The sequence below is a fragment of the Nonomuraea rhizosphaerae genome (genome assembly GCF_019396405.1).
In the GTDB taxonomy this organism is placed as follows: Bacteria; Actinomycetota; Actinomycetes; order Streptosporangiales; family Streptosporangiaceae; genus Nonomuraea; species Nonomuraea rhizosphaerae.
The window spans coordinates 1-21,692 of sequence record NZ_JAHKRL010000369.1; the positions used below are offsets into that span (position 1 = coordinate 1).

Sequence of the window (21,692 nt, forward strand, 5' to 3'; positions counted from 1 at the left end):
CCCCCCTGCCCGAGCCGCGGGGCCCGCCCGCCACCTCGCCGGTCGTGCTTGTGGCGGCGAAGGCGTCGGCGGCCAAGCTGGCCAGCAGCCTGCAGCCGAGCTGGGCGGGCGTCATCGCGGCGGCCAACGTCGCCAACCCGGACGGACCCGGCAAGAAGGTACGCGTCCTGGCCCTGAACCCGGAGAAGAACTCGGCGGGCATGGCGGCGCTCCTGGCCGCCGCGGGCTCGGCGCAGCGGGCCGGGCAGGGCAAGGCGCTGGTCGGCGCCCTGAAGGAGCTGTCGTCCGGCCACCTCGTCGACGACCCGAACGCGATGCTGGCCAGCCTCACCGTGAAGTCCGGCAGCAAGGTGCCGATCGGCGCCACCTCCGAGCAGGCCGTCTACCAGCACAACACGAAGAAGCCGGACGCCCAGGTGGTGCCGCTCTACCCGGCCGAGGGGACGCTCAGCCTCGACTACCCGATCATCGTCGTCACCAAGGACGCGGCGGCGCAGAAGGCCGCGGCGGCCTTCCGGCAGGAGCTCGGCACCGAGTCGGCCAAGCGGGCGCTGCGCGACCAGGGCTTCCGCACGCCGGACGGCACGGCGGGCGACGTCCTGTCCAAGGGCAAGGGCTTCAACCCCGCGCCGCCCCAGGCTCTGCCCGCGCCCGACGAGAAGTCGGTGGCCAGCATGGCGCAGACCTGGTCCAGGCTGAACCTCGGCACCCGCATGCTCGCCCTGCTCGACATCTCGGGCACGATGGCGCTGCCGGTGCCGGGCACGAAGATGACCCGCATGCAGGCCATCGGCAAGATCGCCGCGGAGGGGCTCGGCCTGTTCCCGGCGGACGCCGAGATCGGGGTCTGGGCGTTCTCCACCCACCTGGACGGCCAGGGCAAGGACTGGCGCGCGGTGGTGCCGGTCGGGCCGCTCAGCGAGAGTGTCAACGGCGTGCTGCGCAAGGACGCGATCGGCCGCCAGCTCGCCGTCACCCAGGCCAAGGCCACGGGCGACACCGGGCTCAACGACACGCTCAAGGCCGCGTACGCCGAGATGACGAAGTCGTACCAGGAGGACAAGATCAACACGATCCTGATCCTCACGGACGGCGCCGGCAACGACGACCCGGACGGCGGCGTCACGAACGCGCAGATCCTGAGCTACCTGAAGAAGACCTACAACCCCAAGCGGCCGGTCAGCATCCTGCTCATCGCCTTCGGCCCCGACGCCCCCAAGGGCAAGGCGCAGATGGACGCGCTGGCCGGGGCCACCGGCGGCGAGGCGTACATCGCCAAGAACATCCTGGAGGTCAGGGACTTCTTCCTGGAGGGCATGCAGCGCCGCCTGTGCGCCCCGCGCTGCGACGGCTGATCACCGACCGATGCCTTTTGGGCATGAACCGGCGGATCTGAGTAACCCCGTCCGATGACAACGGCGTCCTATCCCGTGAGGTCGACCCGCGGGGAGGGAACGTGCCCGGATGGCCAGCCGTTGACCGGGGTGATGATCAGCAGGTGGTGGAGGCTCTTCGGACGGGTGCCGTCGAAGGGCTCTACGACTCGTACGCCGAGCGGTTGCACGACTACGCGTGCTCGCTGCTCGGCGAGCGGGACGCCGCCGCCGACTCCGTCCATGACGCCCTCGTCACCGCGCACGGGTGCGTCTCGCGGCTCAGGGAGCCCGCGAGGCTGAGGGCCTGGCTGTACGCGCTGACGAGGTTCCAGGCGGTGGCCCGTCTCGCGCATCGGCCGTCCGACGACAGTGTGCCCCTGCCCGTGTTCGACGAGCCGGACGATCTGGAGCTGTCCGACCTGGTGCACGAGGCGCTCGGGGAGCTGAGCGACAACGAGCGCGAGGTCCTGGAGCTGTCGCTCAGGCACGGGCTGACGCCCGCCGAGGTCGCCTCCGTGCTCGGGCTGACCTCCCGGCAGGCCGCCGCGCGGCTCGGCCGGGCGCGTGACCATCTGGAGAACGCGGCCGCGGCCGTCGTCCTGGCGCGCAGCGGGCGGGCGCACTGCCCGGACCTGTCGGCGATGCTGGACTCCTGGGAGGGTCCGCTCACCCCTCTGCTGCGGCGGCGGCTGTCCGGGCACATCTCGGGGTGCGAGGTGTGCACGGAGGGGCGGCACCGGAAGGTCTCCGCCGAGCGGCTGCTGGACCTGGTGCCGGTGGCGTTCCCGCCCATCTCCCTGCGGCTGCGGGTGGCCGACACCTGCGGCAACCCGGAGCGGGGCCAGACCAGGACGCTGATCATGGATCGGGGGGAGAGCTTCGACCGGCTCGGCTTCCCCGTGGCGGTCGAGCGGCGCTCGCGCCGGCGCAAGCCGCGCAGGCTGGCTCCGGTGCTGCTGGCGGGCGCGGCGGTGCTCACGGCGACGGGCGCGGTGGTCGTGATGAACACCGGGGACCCGGCCAGGACCGCGATGCGGGTCGCTCCCGTGCCGACCGTCTCGGCCTCCCCGCGGGAGCCCGAGGAGTCGGTCACACCTGAGCCGGTGCTGGAGGACGAGCTCACGCCGACGCCCGAGCCGACCCGGACGCCGCCCTCCACCGGCGCGCCCAGCGCCCGCCCGGTCGCCACCGCGGCGACCACCCGGCCGGCCGCGGCCCCGACGCCCACCAGGCGGCCCTTACGCGGCGCGCGGCTGTCGACCTCCTGCCCGAACGGCATCGACAGCGCGGCGAAGATCGGGCTGCGCGCCCGCAACGCCACCGTGACCTGGAAGGCCACCGCCTCGCAGGGGCTGGTGGTCTTCCCCGCGAACGGCTCGATCAGGGCGGGCGGCTCGATCTCGGTGGTGGTGACGGTCGACGACCCGAACACCGGCGGCAGCGGCACCGTGTCGTTCAGCTCGAACGGCGGCGGGGGGACGAGCTGCTCGCTCTCGTGGAACGCTGGAACGCTCCCGACCGACGAGCCGCCGCCCGATCAGCCCTCCAACACCCCGGATCCGACGGAGACGCCGACCAACCCGACGCAGAGCACGTCGGTCGACAACCTAGACATCTCCTGACATTTTCCGGCATTCCTGAAGAATCCCTGGCAGTCTGCGGTCGTATGCCCAGGCCAGCGTGTCCCCTGTGACTTATGTTATAAAAAGGGATAAACCGGACTTGCCCTCGAAGACGGGGTCACAAGTAGGGCATCCTGGTTGCTTGGAAACCGCGCCGGTGGCCGGGGCCTCATATGTCCCTGTGTGGCAGAAGTCACGAAGAAATCTTCGCTTGCCGGTAAACCGGAGCGCGTCGCCAAGCGTCGGCATTGACGTGTCCACGGCTGGATTGGTCCCATGAAGCGCGATCGATCACGCCCTCAACCAGCAAGGCCCAGGGAGAACAGGTAGATGCTCAAGCACCGCAGAGCGCTCACGTGGCTGCTCGCGCTCGCCTGCATCGCGGGGGCGGTGATCGCGTTGTTCGACATACAGACACCGCTGCGCCCGTTCCTGATCTCCCTGTTCCTTCTGGTGGTGCCGGGCGCGGCAGTCGTCGGACTGTTGCGTGATCGTGACCCTCTTGCCGCACTATCAGTAGGAGCCGCGGCCAGCCTCGTGCTTAATGTGCTTCTCGCACAAGCAATGCTGCAGTTCAATGCTTGGTCGCCGCGGGCCGGCGTCGCGACCGTCGCCGTGCTCGGTGGTTTCATGTACGTGCTTCGCGTGTTGTACCGGGGGAAGAACATGCCGACCGAACAGGGGGCCAGGGCAAGGTGAACATCTCAGTGGTTCGCCCCAGGGACCTCGGGGAATCCGAGCGGGCCCGATGGCGCGCGCTCCAGAAGGCCGACCCGAGCCTGGACAACCCCTTCCTTTCCGTCGAGTTCGCCGTGGCGATGGACCGCCTGCGGGATTATGTGAGGGTGGCGGTCGTCCAGGACGGCGGCGAGATCGTCGGCTTCTTTCCCTATGAGCGCCACAGCTTCAGCATCGGCAAGCCGCTCGGCGGCTTTCTCACCACGTGCCACGGACTGATCGCCGTACCGGATCTGGCACTTGAGGCGAAAGCCTTGCTGCGCGCCTGTAAGCTCAGCGTTTTCGACTTCGACCACCTGGTCGCCGGGCAGCCGACGTTCGCCGCGTACGAGAGCGACGTCCGTCCGGCGCCCGTCATGGACTTCACCCAGGGCTTCGACACCTGGATCGAGCAGGTGAAGGCCAACTCGCCCAAGAACCTGAAGACCGTGCGCTACAAGGAGCGCAAGTTCGGCAGGGAGCACGGTGGGCTTCGCTTCGAATGGGCCTCGGCCGATCCCGAAGTGTTACGCACTCTGCTCGCATGGAAGTCCGACCAGTACAGGCGGACGGGCCGGGTCGACCGGTTCGCCCAGCCCTGGATCGTCGAGCTGATCGATCTGATGTTCGCCGAGCAGTCCGCCGACTTCTCGGGCGTGCTGACGATGTTGTACGCGGGAGACGTGCCAGTCGCGGGCCATTTCGGACTGCGCACGGCCACCACGCTCGTCGGGTGGTTCCCGGCGTACGACACCGAGTACGCCCGTTACTCGCCCGGCATCGTGCACCACCTGCAAATGGCCGAGGCCGCCGCGGCGGCCGGTCTGCACATGGTGGACATGGGCAAGGGCGGCAAGGAGTACAAGGACTGGCTCAAGAGTGGGGTGCTCTATGTGGCCGAGGGACGCGTGTCAAGACCCTCAGCCACAGCAGCGGTGCACTGGATGGGCAGAACTCCTTTCAACAAAGCCCGAACAATTGTGATGGATCGGCCGTCTCTCTATAGAGCAGCCGATCGTGTCCTGAAGGGCTTCGGTCGGGTGCGGAGTTCGATGCACCAGGAGTCATCCAACGCAGTAGTCAAGCAAGAACCCACGGGAGCAAGCTGAACCGCTCCCGGCCCCGAATCACCCCCGTATGACCCCCCGCGCAACCCTCGCTCCCAGTGGACTCTTCAATGCACCGTTCCGCAGCACCGCCATTCCTCCTGCACCCCAGGAGTGGCTGCGACGGCCCGCACGGGAGAGTCTCGGAAGGAATTTCCGACAACATGAGTCCCGACATCACCAAGCACAACGGCAAGGTGCAGATCACGCCCTTGCGGTCGATGCCACCTATTGAGCGCTTCACGCCGGTCACGCCTCACCTGGCCATATCCCCAACGGTGAGCGTCGTGGTCCCGGCGATGAACGAGGCGGAGAACCTGCCGCACGTGTTCGCCACGCTGCCCCAGTGGATCGACGAGATCATCCTCGTGGACGGCAATTCCGTCGACGACACGGTGGCGGTGGCCAGGCGTCTGCGGCCCAACCTGAAAGTGGTCACCCAGACCGGCAGGGGCAAGGGCGACGCCCTCAGGGCCGGTTTCGAGGCGGCCACCGGCGACATCATCGTGATGATCGACGCCGACGGCTCCACCGATGGTCACGAGATCATCACGTTTGTCGGTGCGCTGGTCACCGGCGCCGACTTCGTCAAGGGCTCACGGTACGCCGCTGGTGGAGGCAGCGACGACCTGACCTACGGACGCCGGCTCGGCAACAAGGTCCTCACCGGTATCGTCAACCTGATGTACGGCACCCAGTACACCGACTTGTGCTATGGCTACAACGCCTTCTGGGCCCGTCATCTCGACGTGCTGGATCTCGACTGCGACGGTTTCGAGGTCGAGACGCTCCTGAACGTCCGGGCGGCCAAGAACGGACTGAAGGTGCACGAGGTGCCCAGCCATGAGCGCAACCGCATCCACGGTGAGAGCAACCTTCACGTGGTGCGCGACGGTTTGAGAGTGCTCCGGACCATTCTTCGCGAATGGCGCCGTCAGCCTGTCCCCTCGCTCCCGCAACCCGCCGCTGCTCCGGCCGCGGACCGGGGTGTCGCCTAAGAAGGTCCGCCTGTGAAAACGTCTGTTGTCATCTGCGTCTACACCGAGGAACGGTGGGAGGACATCAGGCAAGCCGTGGAGTCGGTCGAGAGCCAGCGGCGCCGGCCGCACGAGCTGATCCTGGTGGTCGACCACAACCCGGACCTGCACCTCAAGCTCAAGCGTGAATATCCACAGGTCATCGTGGTGGAGAACACGCACGAGCAGGGGCTGTCCGGAGGCAAGAACACCGGCGTGGCCACGGCCACCGGTGAGATCGTCGCGTTTCTCGACGACGACGCCGTCGCCGACCCCGGATGGCTGGAGGCTTTGGAGGAGGGCTTCCAGACTCCGGGGGTCGTCGGCGTGGGCGGCAGGACCGACCCGCTCTGGGCGTCCCAGCGCAGACCGCGCTGGTTCCCGTACGAGTTCGACTGGACGGTCGGCTGCTCATACCGCGGCATGCCCGCGGTGCAGGCGCCGATCCGCAACGTCATGGGCGGCAACGCCGCCTTCGTACGGGAGATCGTCGCCGAGGTGGGCGGCTTCCACAGCGGCATCGGCCGCAGCGTGCAGGGCCGCAAGTCGCGCCCGCTGGGGTGCGAGGAGACGGAGTTCTGCATCAGGCTGAGCCAGCGCAAGCCGGGCTCGGTCATGCTGTTCGAGCCGCGCGCGATGATCGGGCACAAGGTGTCGCGTCAGCGTGAGCGGTTCGCCTACTTCCGGTCCAGGTGCTACGCCGAGGGCCTGTCGAAGGCCCTGGTCACGCAGGAGGTCGGCACCCAGGACGGGCTGGCCAGCGAGCGGGCGCACGCGCTGAAGGCGCTGCCGCTCGGCGCGCTGCGCGGCGTCGGGGAGGCGCTCCGCGGCGACGTGGGCGGGCTCGGCCGGGCCGCCGCGATCGTGGTCGGCCTGGCCTGGACGACCTGGGGGTACGTGGTCGGCACCGCGCGGCTGAAGGCGGCGCGGTCATGATCCGCGTGCCGATCCTGATGTACCACTCGGTCAGCGACACCCCGAACGAGGAGACCAAACCGCACTCGGTGCGGCCGTCCGACCTGGCCGAACAGCTCGCCTACCTGTCGGAGAGCGGCTTCACCCCGCTCACCCTGGGCGACCTGGTGGCCTCGGTGAACAAGAACAACGGCAGGCACGTGCCGGACAAGCCGATCGTGATCACGTTCGACGACGGTTACGCCGACTTCCACACCCACGCCCTGCCGCTGCTCGACCGCTACCGGTTCCCCGCCACGGTCTTCCTGACCAGCGGCTGGGTGGCCGACGCGGGCGACGACGCCGCGGGCCGGCCGCTGGACGACATGCTTACCTGGGGACAGGCCCGCGAGGTCGCCCAGACCGGCATCGAGATCGGCGGCCACAGCCACAGCCATCCGCAGCTCGACCAGCTCGGCGACGACGAGCTGCGCCAGGAGCTGCGCAGGAACAAGGGCCTGCTGGAGGAGCGGATCGGCGCGCCGGTCGCCACCATGGCCTACCCCTACGGTTACTCCAGCGCCCGGGTGCGCCGTGAGGTGCGCAAGGCCGGCTACTTCGCCGCCTGCGCGGTGAACAACGCCATCGCCGCCGACCGCCACGACATGCTGGCCATCCCCCGGCTGACCGTCGCCCGGCACGTTTCCATCAACATGTTCAAGCGCGCCGTCGAAGGCAACGCCGTACCCCTGATCTACCTGCGCGAGCGTGTCCTCACCAAGGGGTACGCCGTGGTCAGGCGGACACGGTACGGCCTGCGCCGGGTGCGCGGAAATGTCTGAGCTCTGGAGCAGGCTGCGGCGCGAGCTGCGGAACCCGTTGTTCCGCAACGGCTACGCGCTGATGGCCAACACCGCGATCACGGCCACGCTCGGCATGGGCTACTGGCTGCTGGCCGCCCACTACTACACGCCCGAGGAGTTCGGCCGCGGCCAGGCGGTGATCACCGCGATGCGGCTGTTCGCGTCGCTGACCGCGCTGGGCCTGGTGGGGGCGCTGGCGCGCTTCCTGCCGCTGGCCGGCCGCCGCATCCCCGAGCTCATCCTGCGCGGGTACGGCCTGGCGGCGGTGACCGGCGGCGTCGCGGCGCTGGGGTTCCTGCTGACCCTGCCGGTGTGGGGGCAGACGTACTCGGTGCTCGGCGGGTTCGGGCCCGGCCTGTTCTTCCTGGTGTCGGTGCTGGTCTGGGCGGTGTTCACGCTCCAGGACGTGGTGCTGACCGGGCTGCGCGCGGCCACCTGGGTGCCGCTCAACAACTTCGTCTTCGGCCTGGTCAAGATGGGGCTGCTGATCGCCCTGGCCGGGGCGCTGCCCAACGGCGGCATCTTCACCTCGTGGATGGTGCCGACGGCCGCCGCGCTGATCCCGGTCAACTGGCTGATCTTCGGCGTCGTCGTGCCCCGGCACATGAAGAAGACCGAGACCGTCCAGCGGCCGCCGCGGCTGCGTGAGATCGGCAGGTTCCTGGCCGGGGACTTCCCCGGCACGCTGTCGATCCTGGCGATCGTCTACCTCGTGCCCGTCCTCGTGGCCACCCATGTGGGCGAGGCCACGTTCGGGCGCTTCTCGGTGGCGCACACGCTGGCCAGCATGATCGAGCTGCTGGCCATGAACATGGCCGTCTCGCTGACCGTCGAGGGCTCCTTCGACCAGGCACGGCTGGCCGAGCACTGCCGCCGGGCGCTGCGGCGGGCGTACATGATCACCGTGCCGATCATCGCGACGGCGATCGCGGGCGCGCCGCTCATCCTGGCGATCTTCGGGTCCGGGTTCGCCGAGGAGGGGACGACCCTGCTGCGGCTCATGGCCCTGGCCGTGCTGCCACGGGTGCTGATCGAGGTCTACCTCAGCTCGCTGCGGGCGCGCAGCGAGGCGCGCAAGCTGGCGATCGTGCAGATCGGGCTCGCGGTGATGGTGATCGGGGCGATGCTGGAGCTGTTCCCGAGCGCCGGGGTGAACGCGGTCGGGTGGGCTATGTTGCTCAGCGAGTCATTGATGGCACTTTTGATCTTCAGATCTCTACGCAAAATACTCACGGGTGACGGAATCAGGCAGCGTGCTGTCACTCAGGGGTCGTCCGGGGCCGCATGATGGTCAACGTGAGGCAACGGGACGGCGATGGCATGACAGCGGCGGGGATCACAGGCTCCTCCGAGTCCAAGGGAAGCACGGAGGAGGAGACGGACGTGCCGTTCGATCCGGACGCCACGGGAATCATCCCGCGGCTGGTCCTGCCGGACGAGCCCGCCAAGGAGCCGGATCCCCCGCAGGAGAGCGCCGACGACAGCCCTGACGACTCCGCTGCCGAGGAGGTCGTCGAGGAGGTCGAAGAGGACGCGGACGAAGAGGGCGAGGACGAGGACGAGGAGGCGGACACCGGCACGTTGCCGGCGCTGCGTCTTCCCTCCCTTCCCGCCACGCTGCACATCGGCACGCCGCCGACCAGGGACGACGCCTCCCCCGTAAAGGAAACGAAGCGGGACGCGGCGAAGGAGACGAAAAAGGCGGAGAAGGCGGAGGAGCCGGGGAAGGTGGAGGAGTCCGGCGACTCCAGGACGATCGCCATTCCACGCCCGGTCGCCAAGCCGGTCGCCAAGTCGGCCGTGGAGGCGCCGCCCGAGCCGGCTCCGGCGCCCGCTCCGGCCGTCTCCAGCACACCCGTCGCACCAGCGCCCTCCGCACCGAAGCCCACTGCGCCGAGACCCACCGAGCCGAAGCCTGTCACGCCGGCGCCCGCCAAGACGCCCCCCGCCGCCGCGCCGCCCAAGGCCGGGCTCGGGGCGCGGATCGGGCAGATCGCGCGCAACTCCCCCACCTGGCTCCCCGTGCTGCTCACGGTCGAGGGCCTGCTCATGTACATCCTCGCGCTGAAGGTCCCCCCGGGCCCGTTGCGCGGCGTGGACCCGGCCGACATCAACGGCCTGGGCCTGATCGCCGCCCTCCCGGTGAGCGCGTTCGCGGCGATCCTGATCATGCTGGTGTCGTTCTTCGTCACCGTGGCCCAGAGCACCGACCGCAAGTTCCTGCTGCTGTTCCAGATCGCCGCCATCACGTTCGCGCTGCACGGCGCGGGCGCGCTGTACGCGGTCGAGCCGCGCTTCCCCACCGCGTACGTGCACGCCGGCTTCGTCGACTTCATCGGCAGGACCGGTGAGACGGCGATCAACATCGACGCCCGCATGGGCTGGCCCGGCTACTTCGCGCTGTTCGCGTTCGTGACGAAGGCCGCGGGCATCACCGACATGACCACGATCCTGCAGTGGACGCCGCTGCTGACGAACCTGCTGTACCTGCTGCCGTTCGTGCTCATCCTGCGCCAGGTGGCGGCGACGACGCGGGCGCGGTGGTTCGCGGCGCTGCTGTTCGTGCTGGCGCAGTGGATCGGGCAGGACTACTTCTCGCCGCAGGGCTTCACGTTCGCCCTCTATCTGGCGTACGTGGCGATCCTGCTGCGCTGGTTCGGCCGGGTGGAGCCGCGGACCAAGCCGATCGCGCCGAAGGGGCTGCGCAAGCTGCTGGGCCGCCTGGACGCGATGATGCCGGGCGAGATCGCTAATACCGGGACGTTCAGGGCCGACCGGCTGCTGATGCTGATGCTGCTGCTGGCGTTGTTCTTCGCGGCGACGGCCTCGCACCAGATCACCCCGTTCATGATGCTCGGCGTGCTGACGGCGCTGCTCATCCTCAAGCGGACCAAGCTGACGTGGGTGCTGCCGTTCTTCCTGGGCCTGGGCGTGCTGGCCTGGATCAGCTACGAGACCGTGGGCTTCTGGGCGGGCCAGATCGACGCGATCTTCGGCGGCCTGGGCCGGATCCTGACGAACCTGCAGCGCAACACCGGCGACCGCATCGCGGGCAGCGACCCGGCGCACACGATGGTCCTTCAGGCGCGGCTCGGCATCCTGGTGGTGATCCTGGCGCTGGCGGCGACCGGCCTGCTGCGGCGGCTGCGGCGCGGGGTGGCCGACCGGGCGGCGCTGATCCTGCTCTGCGTGCCGGTGCTGGCGCTCGGGCTGCAGAGCTACGGCGGCGAGATCGGGCTGCGGATCTACATGTTCGCGCTGCCGGGCGCCTGCCTGCTGGCCGCGTACGCGTTCTTCCCGAACCTGCCGGCCGACAGCGCGGACGTGCGCGACGAGACGGTGCCCGTGCGCAAGCGGAACGTGCGCTTCAACCCCGAGTTCACCAGGAAGCTGTCGGTGGTGCTGGCGGCCGTGTGCGCGGTGGCGTTCGCCGGGGCGTTCCTGGTGGCCCGCTACGGCAACGAGAAGTTCGAGCGGGTGACGCCGGGCGAGCTGTCGGCGATGCACTACGTCTACGACCACGACAAGCCGAGCGCGAGGGTCCTGTACCTGACGGCCAAGGAGGGCCCCGAGGTCACCCCGACACTGCCGTGGGGCGAGAAGGACGTCGAGCTGGTCAACTTCAACGGCCAGGCGCTGGTGTTCAAGGACCCGGCGCGGATCGACCGGGCGGTGGCGGCGCTCAAGGCCAGCTCGCGCAACTCCTATCTCGCCGTGACCACCGGTCAGGTCGCGTATCTGCAGCTCAACGAGGGTTTCGCGGCCGACTGGGGGGCCCGTTTCCGGGCCGCGCTGGACGCCTCCCCGGACGTGAAGAAGGTCTTCTCCAACGGCGACGCGGCGCTCTACACCTGGAAGAAGTTCGTCAAGGGCACCGAGGTGCCGCCTCCGCAGCCGTACAAGGGGACCCGGGGCGACCCGACGTCGCCGTGGACGCCCGTCGGGCTCGCGGCACTGGGCCTGACCTGGGCGACCATGTTCGGCTACGAGGTGATCAGGCTCAACGGGCCCAACCGGGCGGTCAAGGCGCGCAGACGGCTGCTGTGGGTGGCCATCCCGTCATTCCTCGTGGCGGTGGCCGTGATCGTGGAGCGGTTCATCTATATCGCATCGATTAACTAAATTCACAGGTAACTCACAGGTTTTGCGGGATGATGTCCCTCGATGAGGACACAACCCGCCAAAGCGCCTGTTCAGGGGACAGTTTCGCGCATCGCGTCGGTGGACGCGCTGCGCGGTTTATCCCTGCTGGGCATTCTCGTGGTGAACATCGCCTTCCTGGCCTCCGGCTACCGGATGGCCGGGCTGGCCGAGCCCGCCTTCGACTCGCCGCTCGACTGGGCGGTGCGCTGGACCGTGACACTGGTCGCGGAGAACAAGTTCTACCTGCTCTTCTCGTTCCTGTTCGGCTACAGCTTCACGCTGCAGGTCGGCGCGGCGGCGCGGCGGGGCAGGGCGTTCCGGCCGATGTTCCTGCGCCGCCTGGCGGGGCTGCTGCTGCTCGGCCTGGCCCACGCGGTGCTGCTGTTCCCCGGTGACATCCTGACCACGTACGCGGTGGTCGGCCTGGCGCTGCTGGCGCTGCGCGGCATCTCGCCGCGGACCGCGGTCATCCTGGCGGTCGCGGTGACGTCGCTGCTGGCGCTGGGGTTCGCGCTGCTGGCCCTGATGGCGGCGATGGGCATGGACGCCGCCGGGACGATCTCGCACGGGGCCGCCGAGGCGGTGCGCTCCGACGTGGCGCTGCGCGGCTCCGGCCTGCAGATCATCGACGAGCACCTGCACAAGCTCTCCCTCATCCTCGTGCTGCGGGTGCTCTTCCAGGGCCCGGCCGTGCTGGCCGCCTGCCTGGTCGGGCTGGCGGTCGGCAAGCTCGGCGTGCTGCGCGACCCGTCCGCGCACACGGCCACGCTGCGCCGGATCCAGTGGGCGGGCTTCACCCTCGGGCTGTCGGGCGCCGCCGTCTACACGATGTCGGCCTGGAACGGCGGCGTGAACAAGTTCTTCGGCGAGGCCGTGGACCTGGTCACCGCCCCGTTGCTGGCCGCCGCCTACGCCGCGACGTTCCTGCGGCTGCTGCCGTACGCGCCGCGGATCGGCCGGGCGCTGGCGGCCCCGGGACGGATGGCGCTGTCCAACTATCTGGCGCAGTCGCTGCTCTGCGCGGTGATCTTCACCGGGTACGGCCTGGCGCTGGTGGACCGGGTCAGCCCGCCGCTGGAGGTGCTGATCGCGGTGGCCGTCTTCGCCGCCCAGGTATTCTTCAGCCGCTGGTGGCTGCGCTCGCACCGGTACGGGCCGGTGGAGTGGCTGCTGCGAGCCGTGACGTACTGGAAGCGGCCTGCCCGGCACAGGCGATTGGAGCTGGCATGACCCAGGATGACGAGCGGTTTCTGCGCATGGCCATCGAGCTGGCCGCCAAGGCGCGGGCGAGCGGCAACCCGCCGTTCGGCTCGCTGCTGGTGGGACCGTCCGGCGACGTGCTGGCCGAGGACCACAACACCACGGTCACCGAGGCCGACATCACCGCGCACCCGGAGCTGAAGCTGGCCCGCTGGGCGGGCCGCGAGCTGGCCCCGCAGGTCGCCGCGGCCACCACGATGTACACGAGCTGCGAGCCCTGCGGCATGTGCGGCGGCGCCATCGAGCGGTCCGGGCTGGGACGGGTGGTGTTCGCGCTGTCCACCGCGCAGCTCGGCGGGCTCAAGCCGTCCGCGGTGATCACCGGCGCGCTGGTGGAGGGGCCGGCGCTGTACGACGAGGCGCGGGCACCGGTCGAGGGGTACTACGCCTGACCGCCCACGGCCTTACATCACGGGCAGTCATGGTCCTGTCCACATATCGCGGTAAACCTCCCCGTCATCCACCAGGATGATCGGCGATGACTCTTGTCGTTCTTGGACCCGGCCATTCGACCACGTGGGCACCACCGACGTGGCGCGTGACGTCGACTCCATCCGTGCCGCCCTCGGCGAGAAGCAGATAAGCTTCTTCGCCATCTCGTACGGCACGCAGGTCGGCCAGCAGTACGCGAAGCTGTTCCCGATGTACAAGCCGTCGGCGGGCTTCTTCCCGCTGGCCGAGCGCCTGAAGGCGCTGGCCGCCGGGACCGGCCAGGAGGCCCGGAAGAAGGCCCCTAGCACCTCCGCTTCCGCTTCCGCGGACGGGGTGAACTCGCCTATCCGGCCATCTGGTGCTCCGACTGGAAGTGGAACGTCAGGAGCTTCGCCGAGCTGGACGCCTACAAGCGCCGCCTGAAGGCCGTGGCCCCGCACACGGAGCTGTCCCCGTTCTGGAGCGACGTCCTGACCAGCCCAGTTCCCCACGGAGCCGCCGGCGACGCCGCGGTCCCCGCAGGACGAGTCCCCGCGCGGCGTCACGGGCCGCCCGGTCCATCAAGACCAGGTCGCGACACGCGGCGGGCGTCCCCCGGGATGCCCGCCGCGTTCGGCGTCTCAGCCCCGGTGCGCGCCCATGTCCTGCCGTCTGGGCTTGATCCGGATGCGGTCGGAGCGGCGTACCGGCTCCAGGTCGATCCGGCGGGCGTCCTGCGGGACGTGGCGCAGGTCGTGGGTGATGAGCAGCGTCGTGCGGCCCTCCATCAGGCGGCGCAGGGGCTCCATCACGCGCTCGGCGGTGGCCGGGTCGAGGCCGGTCATCGGCTCGTCGAGGACCAGGACCGGGGCGTCCCTCAGGATCGCGCGGGCGATGGCGAGGCGCTGGCGCTGGCCGCCGGACATGAGCCGTCCCCGCTCTCCGACAGGAGTGTCGTACTTCTGGGGAAGTGTCTGGACGAAGTGGTGGACGTCCGCCAGTTCGGCCGCCCGGACGACGGCGGCGTCGTCGGCGCCGGGGCAGCCGTAGGTGATGTTGTCGCGGACCGTGCCGGAGAACAGCAGGCTCTCCTGGTGCAGGAGGGTGACGTTCGCGCGCAGGGACTCCCTGGTCAGGTCGCGAAGGTCGACGCCGTCCAGCAGGACGCGGCCCGCGCCCGGGTCGTAGAAGCGGAGCAGGAGCTTGGCGAGGGTGGACTTGCCCGCGCCGCTGGGGCCGGTGCAGACGACCAGCTCGCCGGGCTCGATCACGAAGGAGAGGTCGCGCAGCGTCGGGCGGATCCGCCGCGGGTAGGTGAACCCCACCTCGCGGAACTCGATCCGGCCCCGGGTACGCCCCTCGACCGGCACGGCGGAGTCGCGGTCGCTCACCCCCGGCTGCTCGGACAGGACCTCCAGGACCCGGTCGGAGCCGGCGGCGGCCTCCGAGACCGTGAGGGCCAGCTCCCCCAGGTTCTGCACGGCGGGGTACAGGTAGGCGAGGTAGGCGGCGAAGGCCAGCAGCCCGCCCAGGGTGAGGCGGCCGGCGGCGATCTCCCAGGCGCCGAAGCCGAGGACGACGATCAGGCAGACGGTCTCCAGGACCTGGACGGCCGGGCCGTACAGGCCGGACAGCCAGGCCTGGGACATGTTGGCGCGCAGCCAGGTGCGGCCCTCGCGGTGCAGCCGCCGCGCCTCGGCCCGCTGCTGGTTGTAGGCCTGCACGAGCGCCTGGTTGGACAGGCTCTCCTCGATGACGCTGTTCATGGTGCCGTTGCTGGTGCGCTCGCGGGCGGCGGCTTTCCTGAACCTGGCCGCGAACAGCTTGGAGACCAGGAGGAAGGCCGGGATCAGCGCGAACGTGACGAGCGCCAGGTCCCATCGGACGACGAACGCGGCGCCGGCGAAGAAGACGATGCTCGCGGCCGTGGTGAACAGCTTGACCAGGCCCGAGCCGACCAGTTCCTCGATGGCCTCTATGTCGTCGGTGAGACGGGCCATCAGGTCGCCCAGCCGGCGGCTCTCGAAGAAGTCGGGCGCCAGCGTCTGCACGTGGCCGAAGACGCGGTCGCGGAGCTTCAGCAGGCACCGTTCGGCGCCGGCGGCGGTCGCGTACGAGCCGGTGAAGGTCACCAGCCCGGCCAGCGCGGCCAGCCCGAGCCACGCGGCGGCCGGACCCCAGAAGGCCCCAAGGTCGCGCGTCGCCAGGACCCGGTCGGTGATGTAGCCGAACAGGCCGATCGCGGCGACCTCGCACAGCGCGGCCAGGATCGCGCACACGACCCCGGCCACGAAGAGCCACCTGACGCCGCGCGTGTCCGGCCAGAAGGCCCGGAAGGTCTTCCGGACGGACACGGCGGGCGCCAGGGACTGCGCGGAGAACGAGAGCCGCTGGTCGACCCGACGGCTCTCAGGTGGATCTTCTACCACCTCCACCGCCTGCAGCAACGGTGGCAACCGCAGCGACGCCGACGGCGACGCCGACGGCATCCCCATCCCCAGCGGTCGCTGTGGTGGGCCGGATACAGCTGGCCGAGAGTCATGATTCCTCCCTGTGCACTCGCGTCCCTTCACTTACGAAATAGGACGCTAGCACCCAAAAAGGTACGAATCACTAGATGTCGGGGCATTTGATGGTATTTTGACTGGTTAATGCGAGAAAGGCGCTGCGGGCGGGCGTCCGTAAACCGGCCACAAAGCGCTCATCCCCTTCGGCATACCTGAGGCGCGCCGCGGCACGCGCAAACCCAAGCGGGCGCAGGATGAATATCAGTAAGGAAAATTCCGCTCGATGTCAGCTCGCGCACCGCAAGTCATTGCCGGTAATGAAATGACCGGCGGCAGCAAACGTTCCCTCAGCGCCCGGCCATCCGCTCTCACACAGTATGGTCATCGGGACGGCCCCTGACCGCGTCTGCCACGCCGGGAGCGAACGATGATCGACAAGATCGCCTGGATCCACCTGGACGAGGGCAGGATCCTCAGCACCCGCTCACGCGGCAAGAGCGTGTACTACCTGCCCGGCGGCAAGCGCGAGCCCGGCGAGAGCGACCTCGACACGCTCGTCAGGGAGATCGACGAGGAGCTGGCGGTGGTCATCGACGGGGCGACGGCCGCGCACCTGGGGACGTTCGAGGCGCAGGCCGAGGGGCACGCGCCGGGGGTGGTGGTGCGGATGACGTGCTACACCGCCGAGCATCGGGGCACGCCGACGGCGAGCAGCGAGATCGAGGAGGTGATCTGGCTGACGTACGCCGACCGGGAGCGGGTGGCGCCGGTCGACAAAATCATCTTCGACCATCTGCACGAGGCGGGCCGCCTCCACTGACGCGCCCATCACGAAAAGCGAATCGCCCGAGAGACCATGACAGGGCCCTTACTCCGCCGGTCAACTCACGAACTGGATCCGGCGGAGAAAAGCACCCTGGAAAAGCGCGGCCCTTTACGCTCCGCCGCGTCCCGCCCAGCGGATCTCGTACGGCTTGAGCGTCACCTGCTTGCCGTCCACGGTGGCCGTGACGTCCTTGTCGGCCGTGTTCACCATGACGAGCTGACGCTCCTGCCCGATCACCAGCACCTGCTTGTCCGAGCTGGTGACGTGCTCCAGTTGGACCCCGGCGGGGAACCACTTCGTGAAGCCGCTCAGCAGCCCCGCCATGGGCAGTTCCCTGCCGTCATGGGGTGACCAGAGGCAGCCCTTGCACTCCTGCCCGTCCTTCTGCTGCGGGTTCCAGTAGAGGGCGGTGGTCACGCCGCTCTTGGCGAACTCCATGAGCGACGCCGCCTGGACGGCGGTGCGCTTGGCCTCGCTCCAGCCGGAGTTGGTGGGCTCGTTGTACCACTCGGCCCACCAGACCGGCATGTCGTTGCTCTTCTTGCGCAGCCATGCCGTCAACGCGCTGAGCTTCGCCTGGGCCGCGAAGTCGTCCGGCACGTTGTCCTTCTCGTTGGTCATGGAGGCGCCGTCCACGACGATGAAGTCGGCGCCCTTCTTGTGCTCGATCCAGTACTCGATGGCGTCGAGGGCGCGCTGGTCGATCGTCCCGTAGGGGCCGCTCAGCTCCGAGGCCGTCCGGCGGGCGGTGCTCTCCACGGGGACGTACGGGCCGCCCACCTGGATGTCCTCGTTCACCTTCTTCAGGGCGTCGTACACCTTGTTGTACATCTCGGTGTAGCCCTCGGCGTCCCAGCGGTTCGTGGACGGGTCCCAGAAGCCCTTGAACTCGTTCCACACCATGTAGTACTTGACCGTCGGGTACTGCTTGGCGATCTTCGCAGCGAGTTTGGCGAAGTCGTCGAAGTGCTCGCGGTTCGGGGCGACCGTGGGGTTCTTGGTCCAGTCCGTACGGCCGGCCTGGCCGCCCTTCATCCAGTCCGGCGCGCAGCAGAGCGTGATGATCGGGATGGCCCGCGACGAGGACATGAACTTCATGCGCCGGTTGAGGTCACGCAGGTTGTACTGCCCGGGGCTCGGCTCGGGGTTGTTCACGCCCCAGCCCATGATGTGCTGGTTCTGCAGCATGGGGACCCGGCCGAGCAGGCCCTTGGCCTGCTCGGTGATCTCCGGCGGCGCGTTGTCGGCGCTGTACTGGGTGTGCGTGACACCCCAGCGCGGCCACTCCTCCAGGGAGGGCGGCGGCGACAGCGAGGGCGGCGGCTCGCTGGGCTGCACCTGGGCGACCTCGCCGCCCGTGTACGAGTCGCGCGGCCCGGACCGCATGTTGCTGTACACCATGATGCCCGCGACGAGCACCACCGCGAGGATGCCCACGCCAAGGGCGAGCGGCCACGGCGGCCGCCGTCGGGCGTGTCGACCATCACTGGGTATCACGGTGCCCTCCACCGAACGGTTGAACATTCATCCAAGCAACCGACATAAAGGTATATGCCAGAGCTTGCAGGGGACTTGCGTGGCAGAAGCAGTCAGGCCGACGGCGGCCGTTGCCCACCGGCCGGACCTGGGACTCCGGCATAACGGTACGGTACCGGCTGGCGTCCGGGTTGCACGATGAGCAGAGTGCCAGGTGCGTCCGCATAGAAGGCGGATTCGACCGCCGCGGCCACGTCGGCGGCGCTCAGCAGCGGGAACCCCGCGTTGACGAACATCTCCCGCGCCCCCGCCACCAGAGGCGTGTCCGTGAACCCGGGGCAGACCGCGCCGATCCTGATCCGCTCCTTGGCCAGCGGCTCGGCCAGCGCCCTGACCAGACCGACCACGGCGTGCTTGGTCATCGTGTAGATCGGGTCGCCGTCGAAGCCGACGAGCCCGGCCAGCGACGAGGTGACCACGATCGCGCCCCCGCCCGAGCGCCGGAGCAGCGGCAGGCAGGCGGCGACGCCGAAGACCACGCCGTCCACGTTCACGCCGACGGCCCTGCGGTACTGGGCCAGGTCGAAGGCCGAGAGGTCGACGCCGCCGGTGATCCCGGCGTTGAGGTGCACCAGGTCGAGCCGGCCGTACCTCTCCTCGGCGAGCGCCACGGCCTCGCGTGAGGCGTCCTCGGTGCTGACGTCGCCCGCCAGCCACACGCCGCCGACCTCCTTGGCCAGGCGTTCCGCGCCCTCCGCGTCGAGGTCGACCAGGACGCACCTGGCGCCGCCCGCCGACAGCCGCCGCGCCACCGCGGCCCCGATGCCACTGGCCGCTCCGGTGATCAGTGCCACAGTGCTCATCTGCGCTCCTAAGAGTTTCCTGTGAGATCTCCGCGACCGGCGTGTCCCGCCCGGCGAGGGGCAGTCTCCGCTCACCTGCGGGCCGGGGCTCCGTTCGGACGCCGAGATCTCCCGTGGGGGTTCGGAAGAGAGCTGATCAGGGATTGCCCGCGCGGCCCGTCCACAGCGGGACGCGGGCCGGCGGGTGAGAAGCGGGACAGGGGACGGCGGTGGGGATGTCGGCTGGAGGACGGCGGTCAGGGCTGGTCGAGCAGGCGGTGGGCGCGGGCGATCAACGTCGGCACGGCGGCGCCGATGTTCTCGAACCCCTCCCCCACGGTCTTACCCTGCCGGAACCGGGCGTGGATACCCTCCACGATGACCGCGAGTTTGAAGTTGCCGAACGCGACGTAGAACGGCAGGTCGGAGATGTCGCGCCCGGACACCTTCGTGTAGTGCGCGGCGAACTCGGCGGCGTTCAGGAACCCGGGCGCCACCGTCACGTCCCCCGCCACCGGTATGCCGGCCCGCTCCTCGTCCCCGGAGTCCTGCCAGTAGGTCAGCGTGAGCCCGAGGTCGGCCAGCGGGTCGCCGAGCGTGGACATCTCCCAGTCGACCACGGCCAGGATCTCGGGCGGGCCGGGCGTGAGGCGTACGAGCGTGTTGTCGAGCCGGTAGTCGCCGTGCACAAGCGTGCTGGCCGAGCGGGACGGCACCCGTGCGCCCAGCCGCTCGACCAGGCTGTCGTAAGCGGGCAGGTCGGCGGTCTTCGACCGCTCCCACTGCTGGCACCACCGCTTCAGCTGCCTGGCCATGTAGCCCTCGGGCCGGCCGAAGTCGCCCAGCCCGACCCGCTCGTAGTCGACGGCGTGGATGGCGGCGAGGATCTCGGCCAGCCGCTCGGACAGCTTCCTGGTCTCGGCGGCCGGCGGGTCGCCGAGCTGCTCACGGGTCCTGACCGCGAGGCCGTCCACGTACCCCATCAGGTAGAACGGCGCCCCGATGACCTCCTCGTCGGCGCAGAACGCGATCGGCTCGGGCACCGGGACCGGCGTCGGGGCGAGCGCGGAGATCACCCGCCACTCGCGGCGCATGTCGTGCGCGGTCGGCAGGACGTGGCCGAGCGGCGGCCGGCGCAGGACCACGCGGCGTGAACCGGTCTCGATGGCGTACGTCAGGTTCGACCTGCCGCCGGAGATCAGGGAGACGGACCGGGGCTCGCCCGCCTCGGGGACGTTCGCCCCCATCCAGGTGGTCAGCCGCGGCCAGTCAATCCCAGGAACGGTCATGAACACACATTAGAACGCCACTCGGTCCTGAAGGCTAGCTGGGAGTTGCGTAACGTTCCGGACCTGCGCAGACGTCCATCGGACAAGTCCACTTACCCTGTTATTACTCGGCTACCTTCATGCTGGCTGAGCGGCGTTCGCACCCGACAGTAGGAGCTCATGCGCGTCACACTTGCCCACCCACGCGAGCTGGGAGCATCGGAGCTGAGCCGATGGCGGGCCCTTCAGGAGGGGCATGCGTCCTTCGACAACCCCTTTCTCTCTCCCGAGTTCACGGTCACGGTCGGTGAGCTTCGTGACATGGTGCGCGTAGCGATCCTGTACGACGGATCCGACATCGTGGGCTTTTTCCCCTTCGAGCGTCACCCGATGGGCATCGGCAAGCCGGTCGCCGCCGGGCTGACCGACGCGCAGGGCCTGGTGCACGCCAAGGACCTGGAGCTCGACCCGCGCTGGCTGCTCAGGCAGTGCGGGCTGGCGGTGTACGAGTTCGACCACCTGGTCTCCAGCCAGCCGCTGGCCGCCGAGCGGCACGAGCGCTACCCGTCGCCGATCATCGACCTGCGCGAGGGCCACGACCACTACACCGACTACCTTCGCCAGCACTCCGGCAAGACGTACAAGAGCACCCTCGCCAAGGCGCGCAAGTTGCAACGTGACATTGGAGCGATCCGGCACGAGTACGCCACCGCCGACGAGGCGCCGCTGCGCACGCTGCTCGGCTGGAAGACCGACCAGTACCGGCGCACGGGGCGGACCGACCGGTTCTCCCAGCAGTGGATCGTCGAGCTGGTCGAGCGGCTGCACGCCACCCGGGGCGACAGCTTCGCCGGGGTGCTGGACATGATCTACGTGGACGACCTCCCCATGGCAGGACATTTCGGGATCCGTACGCGTACGACGCTGGCCGGGTGGTTCCCGGCGTACGACCCCCAGTACGGCAAGTACTCCCCCGGCCTCATCCACCACCTCGCCATGGCCGAGCGGGCCGCGGAGGCGGGCATCCAGGTGATCGACATGGGGCGGGGCCAGAAGGAGTACAAGGACAAGCTGAAGAACGGCGACCTGGAGGTCGCCGAGGGCCGCGTCGCCACCGCGGGCCCCGCCTCGGCGGTGCACTGGCTGATGCGGGTGCCGGCGCGCAAGACGCGCGCCACCGTCCTGGCCAACCCGCTGCTGCACAGGACGGCCGACCGGGCGCTGCGGACGTTCGGCCGGTTCCGCACCTCCGTCCAGTCGTAGTCCGTCGAGCCTGTGGTCCGGCCAGCCGTGATCCGTCGAGCCGGAATCCGGCCGGCCGCGATCCATCCAGCCGGAACCTGTCCAGTCGTGAGCGGACAAGCC

Annotated in this window: 18 protein-coding genes; 14 read left to right on the top strand and 4 right to left on the bottom strand. The window is 69.4% G+C overall.

Annotated elements, in window-relative coordinates; genetic code table 11:
* From KME77_RS18625 to KME77_RS18680, 12 genes are all read left to right on the top strand, one after another.
* The coding region (locus KME77_RS18625) for a substrate-binding domain-containing protein (protein ID WP_219469236.1) at window positions 1-1,355 on the top strand (1,355 nt) is incomplete at its 5' end.
* A gap of 143 nt (window positions 1,356-1,498) precedes the next feature.
* Window positions 1,499-2,998, top strand: a complete 1,500-nt coding sequence (locus tag KME77_RS18630) for an RNA polymerase sigma factor (RefSeq protein ID WP_219469238.1) — start codon at window positions 1,499-1,501, stop codon at window positions 2,996-2,998.
* Window positions 2,999-3,328: 330 nt separating this feature from the next.
* On the top strand, window positions 3,329-3,697 hold the full coding sequence (locus KME77_RS18635) for a hypothetical protein (RefSeq protein ID WP_219469242.1): 369 nt from the start codon (window positions 3,329-3,331) through the stop codon (window positions 3,695-3,697).
* Window positions 3,694-4,824, top strand: coding sequence for a GNAT family N-acetyltransferase (locus tag KME77_RS18640; RefSeq protein WP_219469244.1), 1,131 nt, complete (start codon window positions 3,694-3,696; stop codon window positions 4,822-4,824). The genes KME77_RS18635 and KME77_RS18640 overlap by 4 nt, the downstream gene beginning before the upstream one ends.
* Window positions 4,825-4,892: 68 nt before the next feature.
* The gene (locus KME77_RS18645) at window positions 4,893-5,819 is read left to right on the top strand and encodes a glycosyltransferase family 2 protein (protein WP_246610126.1); all 927 of its coding nucleotides are present in this window, start codon (window positions 4,893-4,895) and stop codon (window positions 5,817-5,819) included.
* Window positions 5,820-5,831: 12 nt separating this feature from the next.
* Complete coding sequence (locus tag KME77_RS18650; RefSeq protein ID WP_219469247.1) at window positions 5,832-6,773, top strand: glycosyltransferase family 2 protein; 942 nt, start codon at window positions 5,832-5,834, stop codon at window positions 6,771-6,773.
* Window positions 6,770-7,573 carry a polysaccharide deacetylase family protein gene (locus tag KME77_RS18655; protein ID WP_219469248.1) on the top strand — a complete coding sequence of 268 codons (804 nt, stop codon included), beginning with the start codon at window positions 6,770-6,772 and terminating at the stop codon, window positions 7,571-7,573. The genes KME77_RS18650 and KME77_RS18655 overlap by 4 nt, the downstream gene beginning before the upstream one ends.
* Window positions 7,566-8,882: a lipopolysaccharide biosynthesis protein gene (locus KME77_RS18660; protein ID WP_219469251.1), complete on the top strand. Its 1,317-nt coding sequence runs from the start codon at window positions 7,566-7,568 to the stop codon at window positions 8,880-8,882. The genes KME77_RS18655 and KME77_RS18660 overlap by 8 nt, the downstream gene beginning before the upstream one ends.
* Window positions 8,883-8,890: 8 nt before the next feature.
* Complete coding sequence (locus KME77_RS18665) at window positions 8,891-11,716, top strand: hypothetical protein (RefSeq protein ID WP_219469254.1); 2,826 nt, start codon at window positions 8,891-8,893, stop codon at window positions 11,714-11,716.
* A 42-nt stretch (window positions 11,717-11,758) separates the two neighbouring features.
* Window positions 11,759-12,967, top strand: a complete 1,209-nt coding sequence (locus tag KME77_RS18670; protein WP_219469257.1) for a DUF418 domain-containing protein — start codon at window positions 11,759-11,761, stop codon at window positions 12,965-12,967.
* Complete coding sequence (locus tag KME77_RS18675) at window positions 12,964-13,389, top strand: nucleoside deaminase (RefSeq protein WP_219469261.1); 426 nt, start codon at window positions 12,964-12,966, stop codon at window positions 13,387-13,389. The genes KME77_RS18670 and KME77_RS18675 overlap by 4 nt, the downstream gene beginning before the upstream one ends.
* A 124-nt stretch (window positions 13,390-13,513) precedes the next feature.
* A complete protein-coding gene (locus KME77_RS18680) occupies window positions 13,514-13,852 on the top strand; it encodes a hypothetical protein (protein ID WP_372451194.1) in 339 nt (112 codons plus the stop codon).
* 197 nt (window positions 13,853-14,049) lie between these two features.
* Here the strand turns inward: KME77_RS18680 and KME77_RS18685 are convergent, their stop codons facing one another.
* Window positions 14,050-15,897 carry an ABC transporter ATP-binding protein gene (locus KME77_RS18685; protein ID WP_246610128.1) on the bottom strand — a complete coding sequence of 616 codons (1,848 nt, stop codon included), beginning with the start codon at window positions 15,895-15,897 and terminating at the stop codon, window positions 14,050-14,052.
* 445 nt (window positions 15,898-16,342) lie between these two features.
* On the opposite strand from KME77_RS18685, the gene KME77_RS18690 reads away from it, so the two are divergent.
* Complete coding sequence (locus KME77_RS18690; RefSeq protein WP_219469270.1) at window positions 16,343-16,735, top strand: NUDIX hydrolase; 393 nt, start codon at window positions 16,343-16,345, stop codon at window positions 16,733-16,735.
* 114 nt (window positions 16,736-16,849) lie between these two features.
* On the opposite strand, the gene KME77_RS18695 is transcribed toward KME77_RS18690, so the two are convergent.
* The 3 genes from KME77_RS18695 to KME77_RS18705 form a co-directional block, all read right to left on the bottom strand.
* A complete protein-coding gene (locus KME77_RS18695) occupies window positions 16,850-18,178 on the bottom strand; it encodes a glycoside hydrolase family protein (protein ID WP_308250763.1) in 1,329 nt (442 codons plus the stop codon).
* Window positions 18,179-18,330: 152 nt separating this feature from the next.
* Window positions 18,331-19,080, bottom strand: a complete 750-nt coding sequence (locus tag KME77_RS18700) for an SDR family oxidoreductase (protein ID WP_219469275.1) — start codon at window positions 19,078-19,080, stop codon at window positions 18,331-18,333.
* A gap of 236 nt (window positions 19,081-19,316) precedes the next feature.
* A complete protein-coding gene (locus KME77_RS18705; RefSeq protein ID WP_219469276.1) occupies window positions 19,317-20,348 on the bottom strand; it encodes a phosphotransferase family protein in 1,032 nt (343 codons plus the stop codon).
* Between the two features lie 159 nt (window positions 20,349-20,507).
* On the opposite strand from KME77_RS18705, the gene KME77_RS18710 reads away from it, so the two are divergent.
* Window positions 20,508-21,590, top strand: a complete 1,083-nt coding sequence (locus tag KME77_RS18710; RefSeq protein ID WP_219469279.1) for a GNAT family N-acetyltransferase — start codon at window positions 20,508-20,510, stop codon at window positions 21,588-21,590.
* The last annotated feature ends 102 nt before the right edge of the window (window positions 21,591-21,692 follow it).

Coding starts and splice junctions, on each gene's coding strand:
- KME77_RS18655 (WP_219469248.1), top strand. CDS start 6,770: ATGATCCGCGTGCCGATCCTGATGTACCACTCGGTCAGCGACACCCCG.
- KME77_RS18710 (WP_219469279.1), top strand. CDS start 20,508: ATGCGCGTCACACTTGCCCACCCACGCGAGCTGGGAGCATCGGAGCTG.
- KME77_RS18675 (WP_219469261.1), top strand. CDS start 12,964: ATGACCCAGGATGACGAGCGGTTTCTGCGCATGGCCATCGAGCTGGCC.
- KME77_RS18660 (WP_219469251.1), top strand. CDS start 7,566: ATGTCTGAGCTCTGGAGCAGGCTGCGGCGCGAGCTGCGGAACCCGTTG.
- KME77_RS18685 (WP_246610128.1), bottom strand. CDS start 15,897: ATGCCGTCGGCGTCGCCGTCGGCGTCGCTGCGGTTGCCACCGTTGCTG.
- KME77_RS18670 (WP_219469257.1), top strand. CDS start 11,759: ATGAGGACACAACCCGCCAAAGCGCCTGTTCAGGGGACAGTTTCGCGC.
- KME77_RS18705 (WP_219469276.1), bottom strand. CDS start 20,348: ATGACCGTTCCTGGGATTGACTGGCCGCGGCTGACCACCTGGATGGGG.
- KME77_RS18635 (WP_219469242.1), top strand. CDS start 3,329: ATGCTCAAGCACCGCAGAGCGCTCACGTGGCTGCTCGCGCTCGCCTGC.
- KME77_RS18700 (WP_219469275.1), bottom strand. CDS start 19,080: ATGAGCACTGTGGCACTGATCACCGGAGCGGCCAGTGGCATCGGGGCC.
- KME77_RS18645 (WP_246610126.1), top strand. CDS start 4,893: ATGCACCGTTCCGCAGCACCGCCATTCCTCCTGCACCCCAGGAGTGGC.
- KME77_RS18690 (WP_219469270.1), top strand. CDS start 16,343: ATGATCGACAAGATCGCCTGGATCCACCTGGACGAGGGCAGGATCCTC.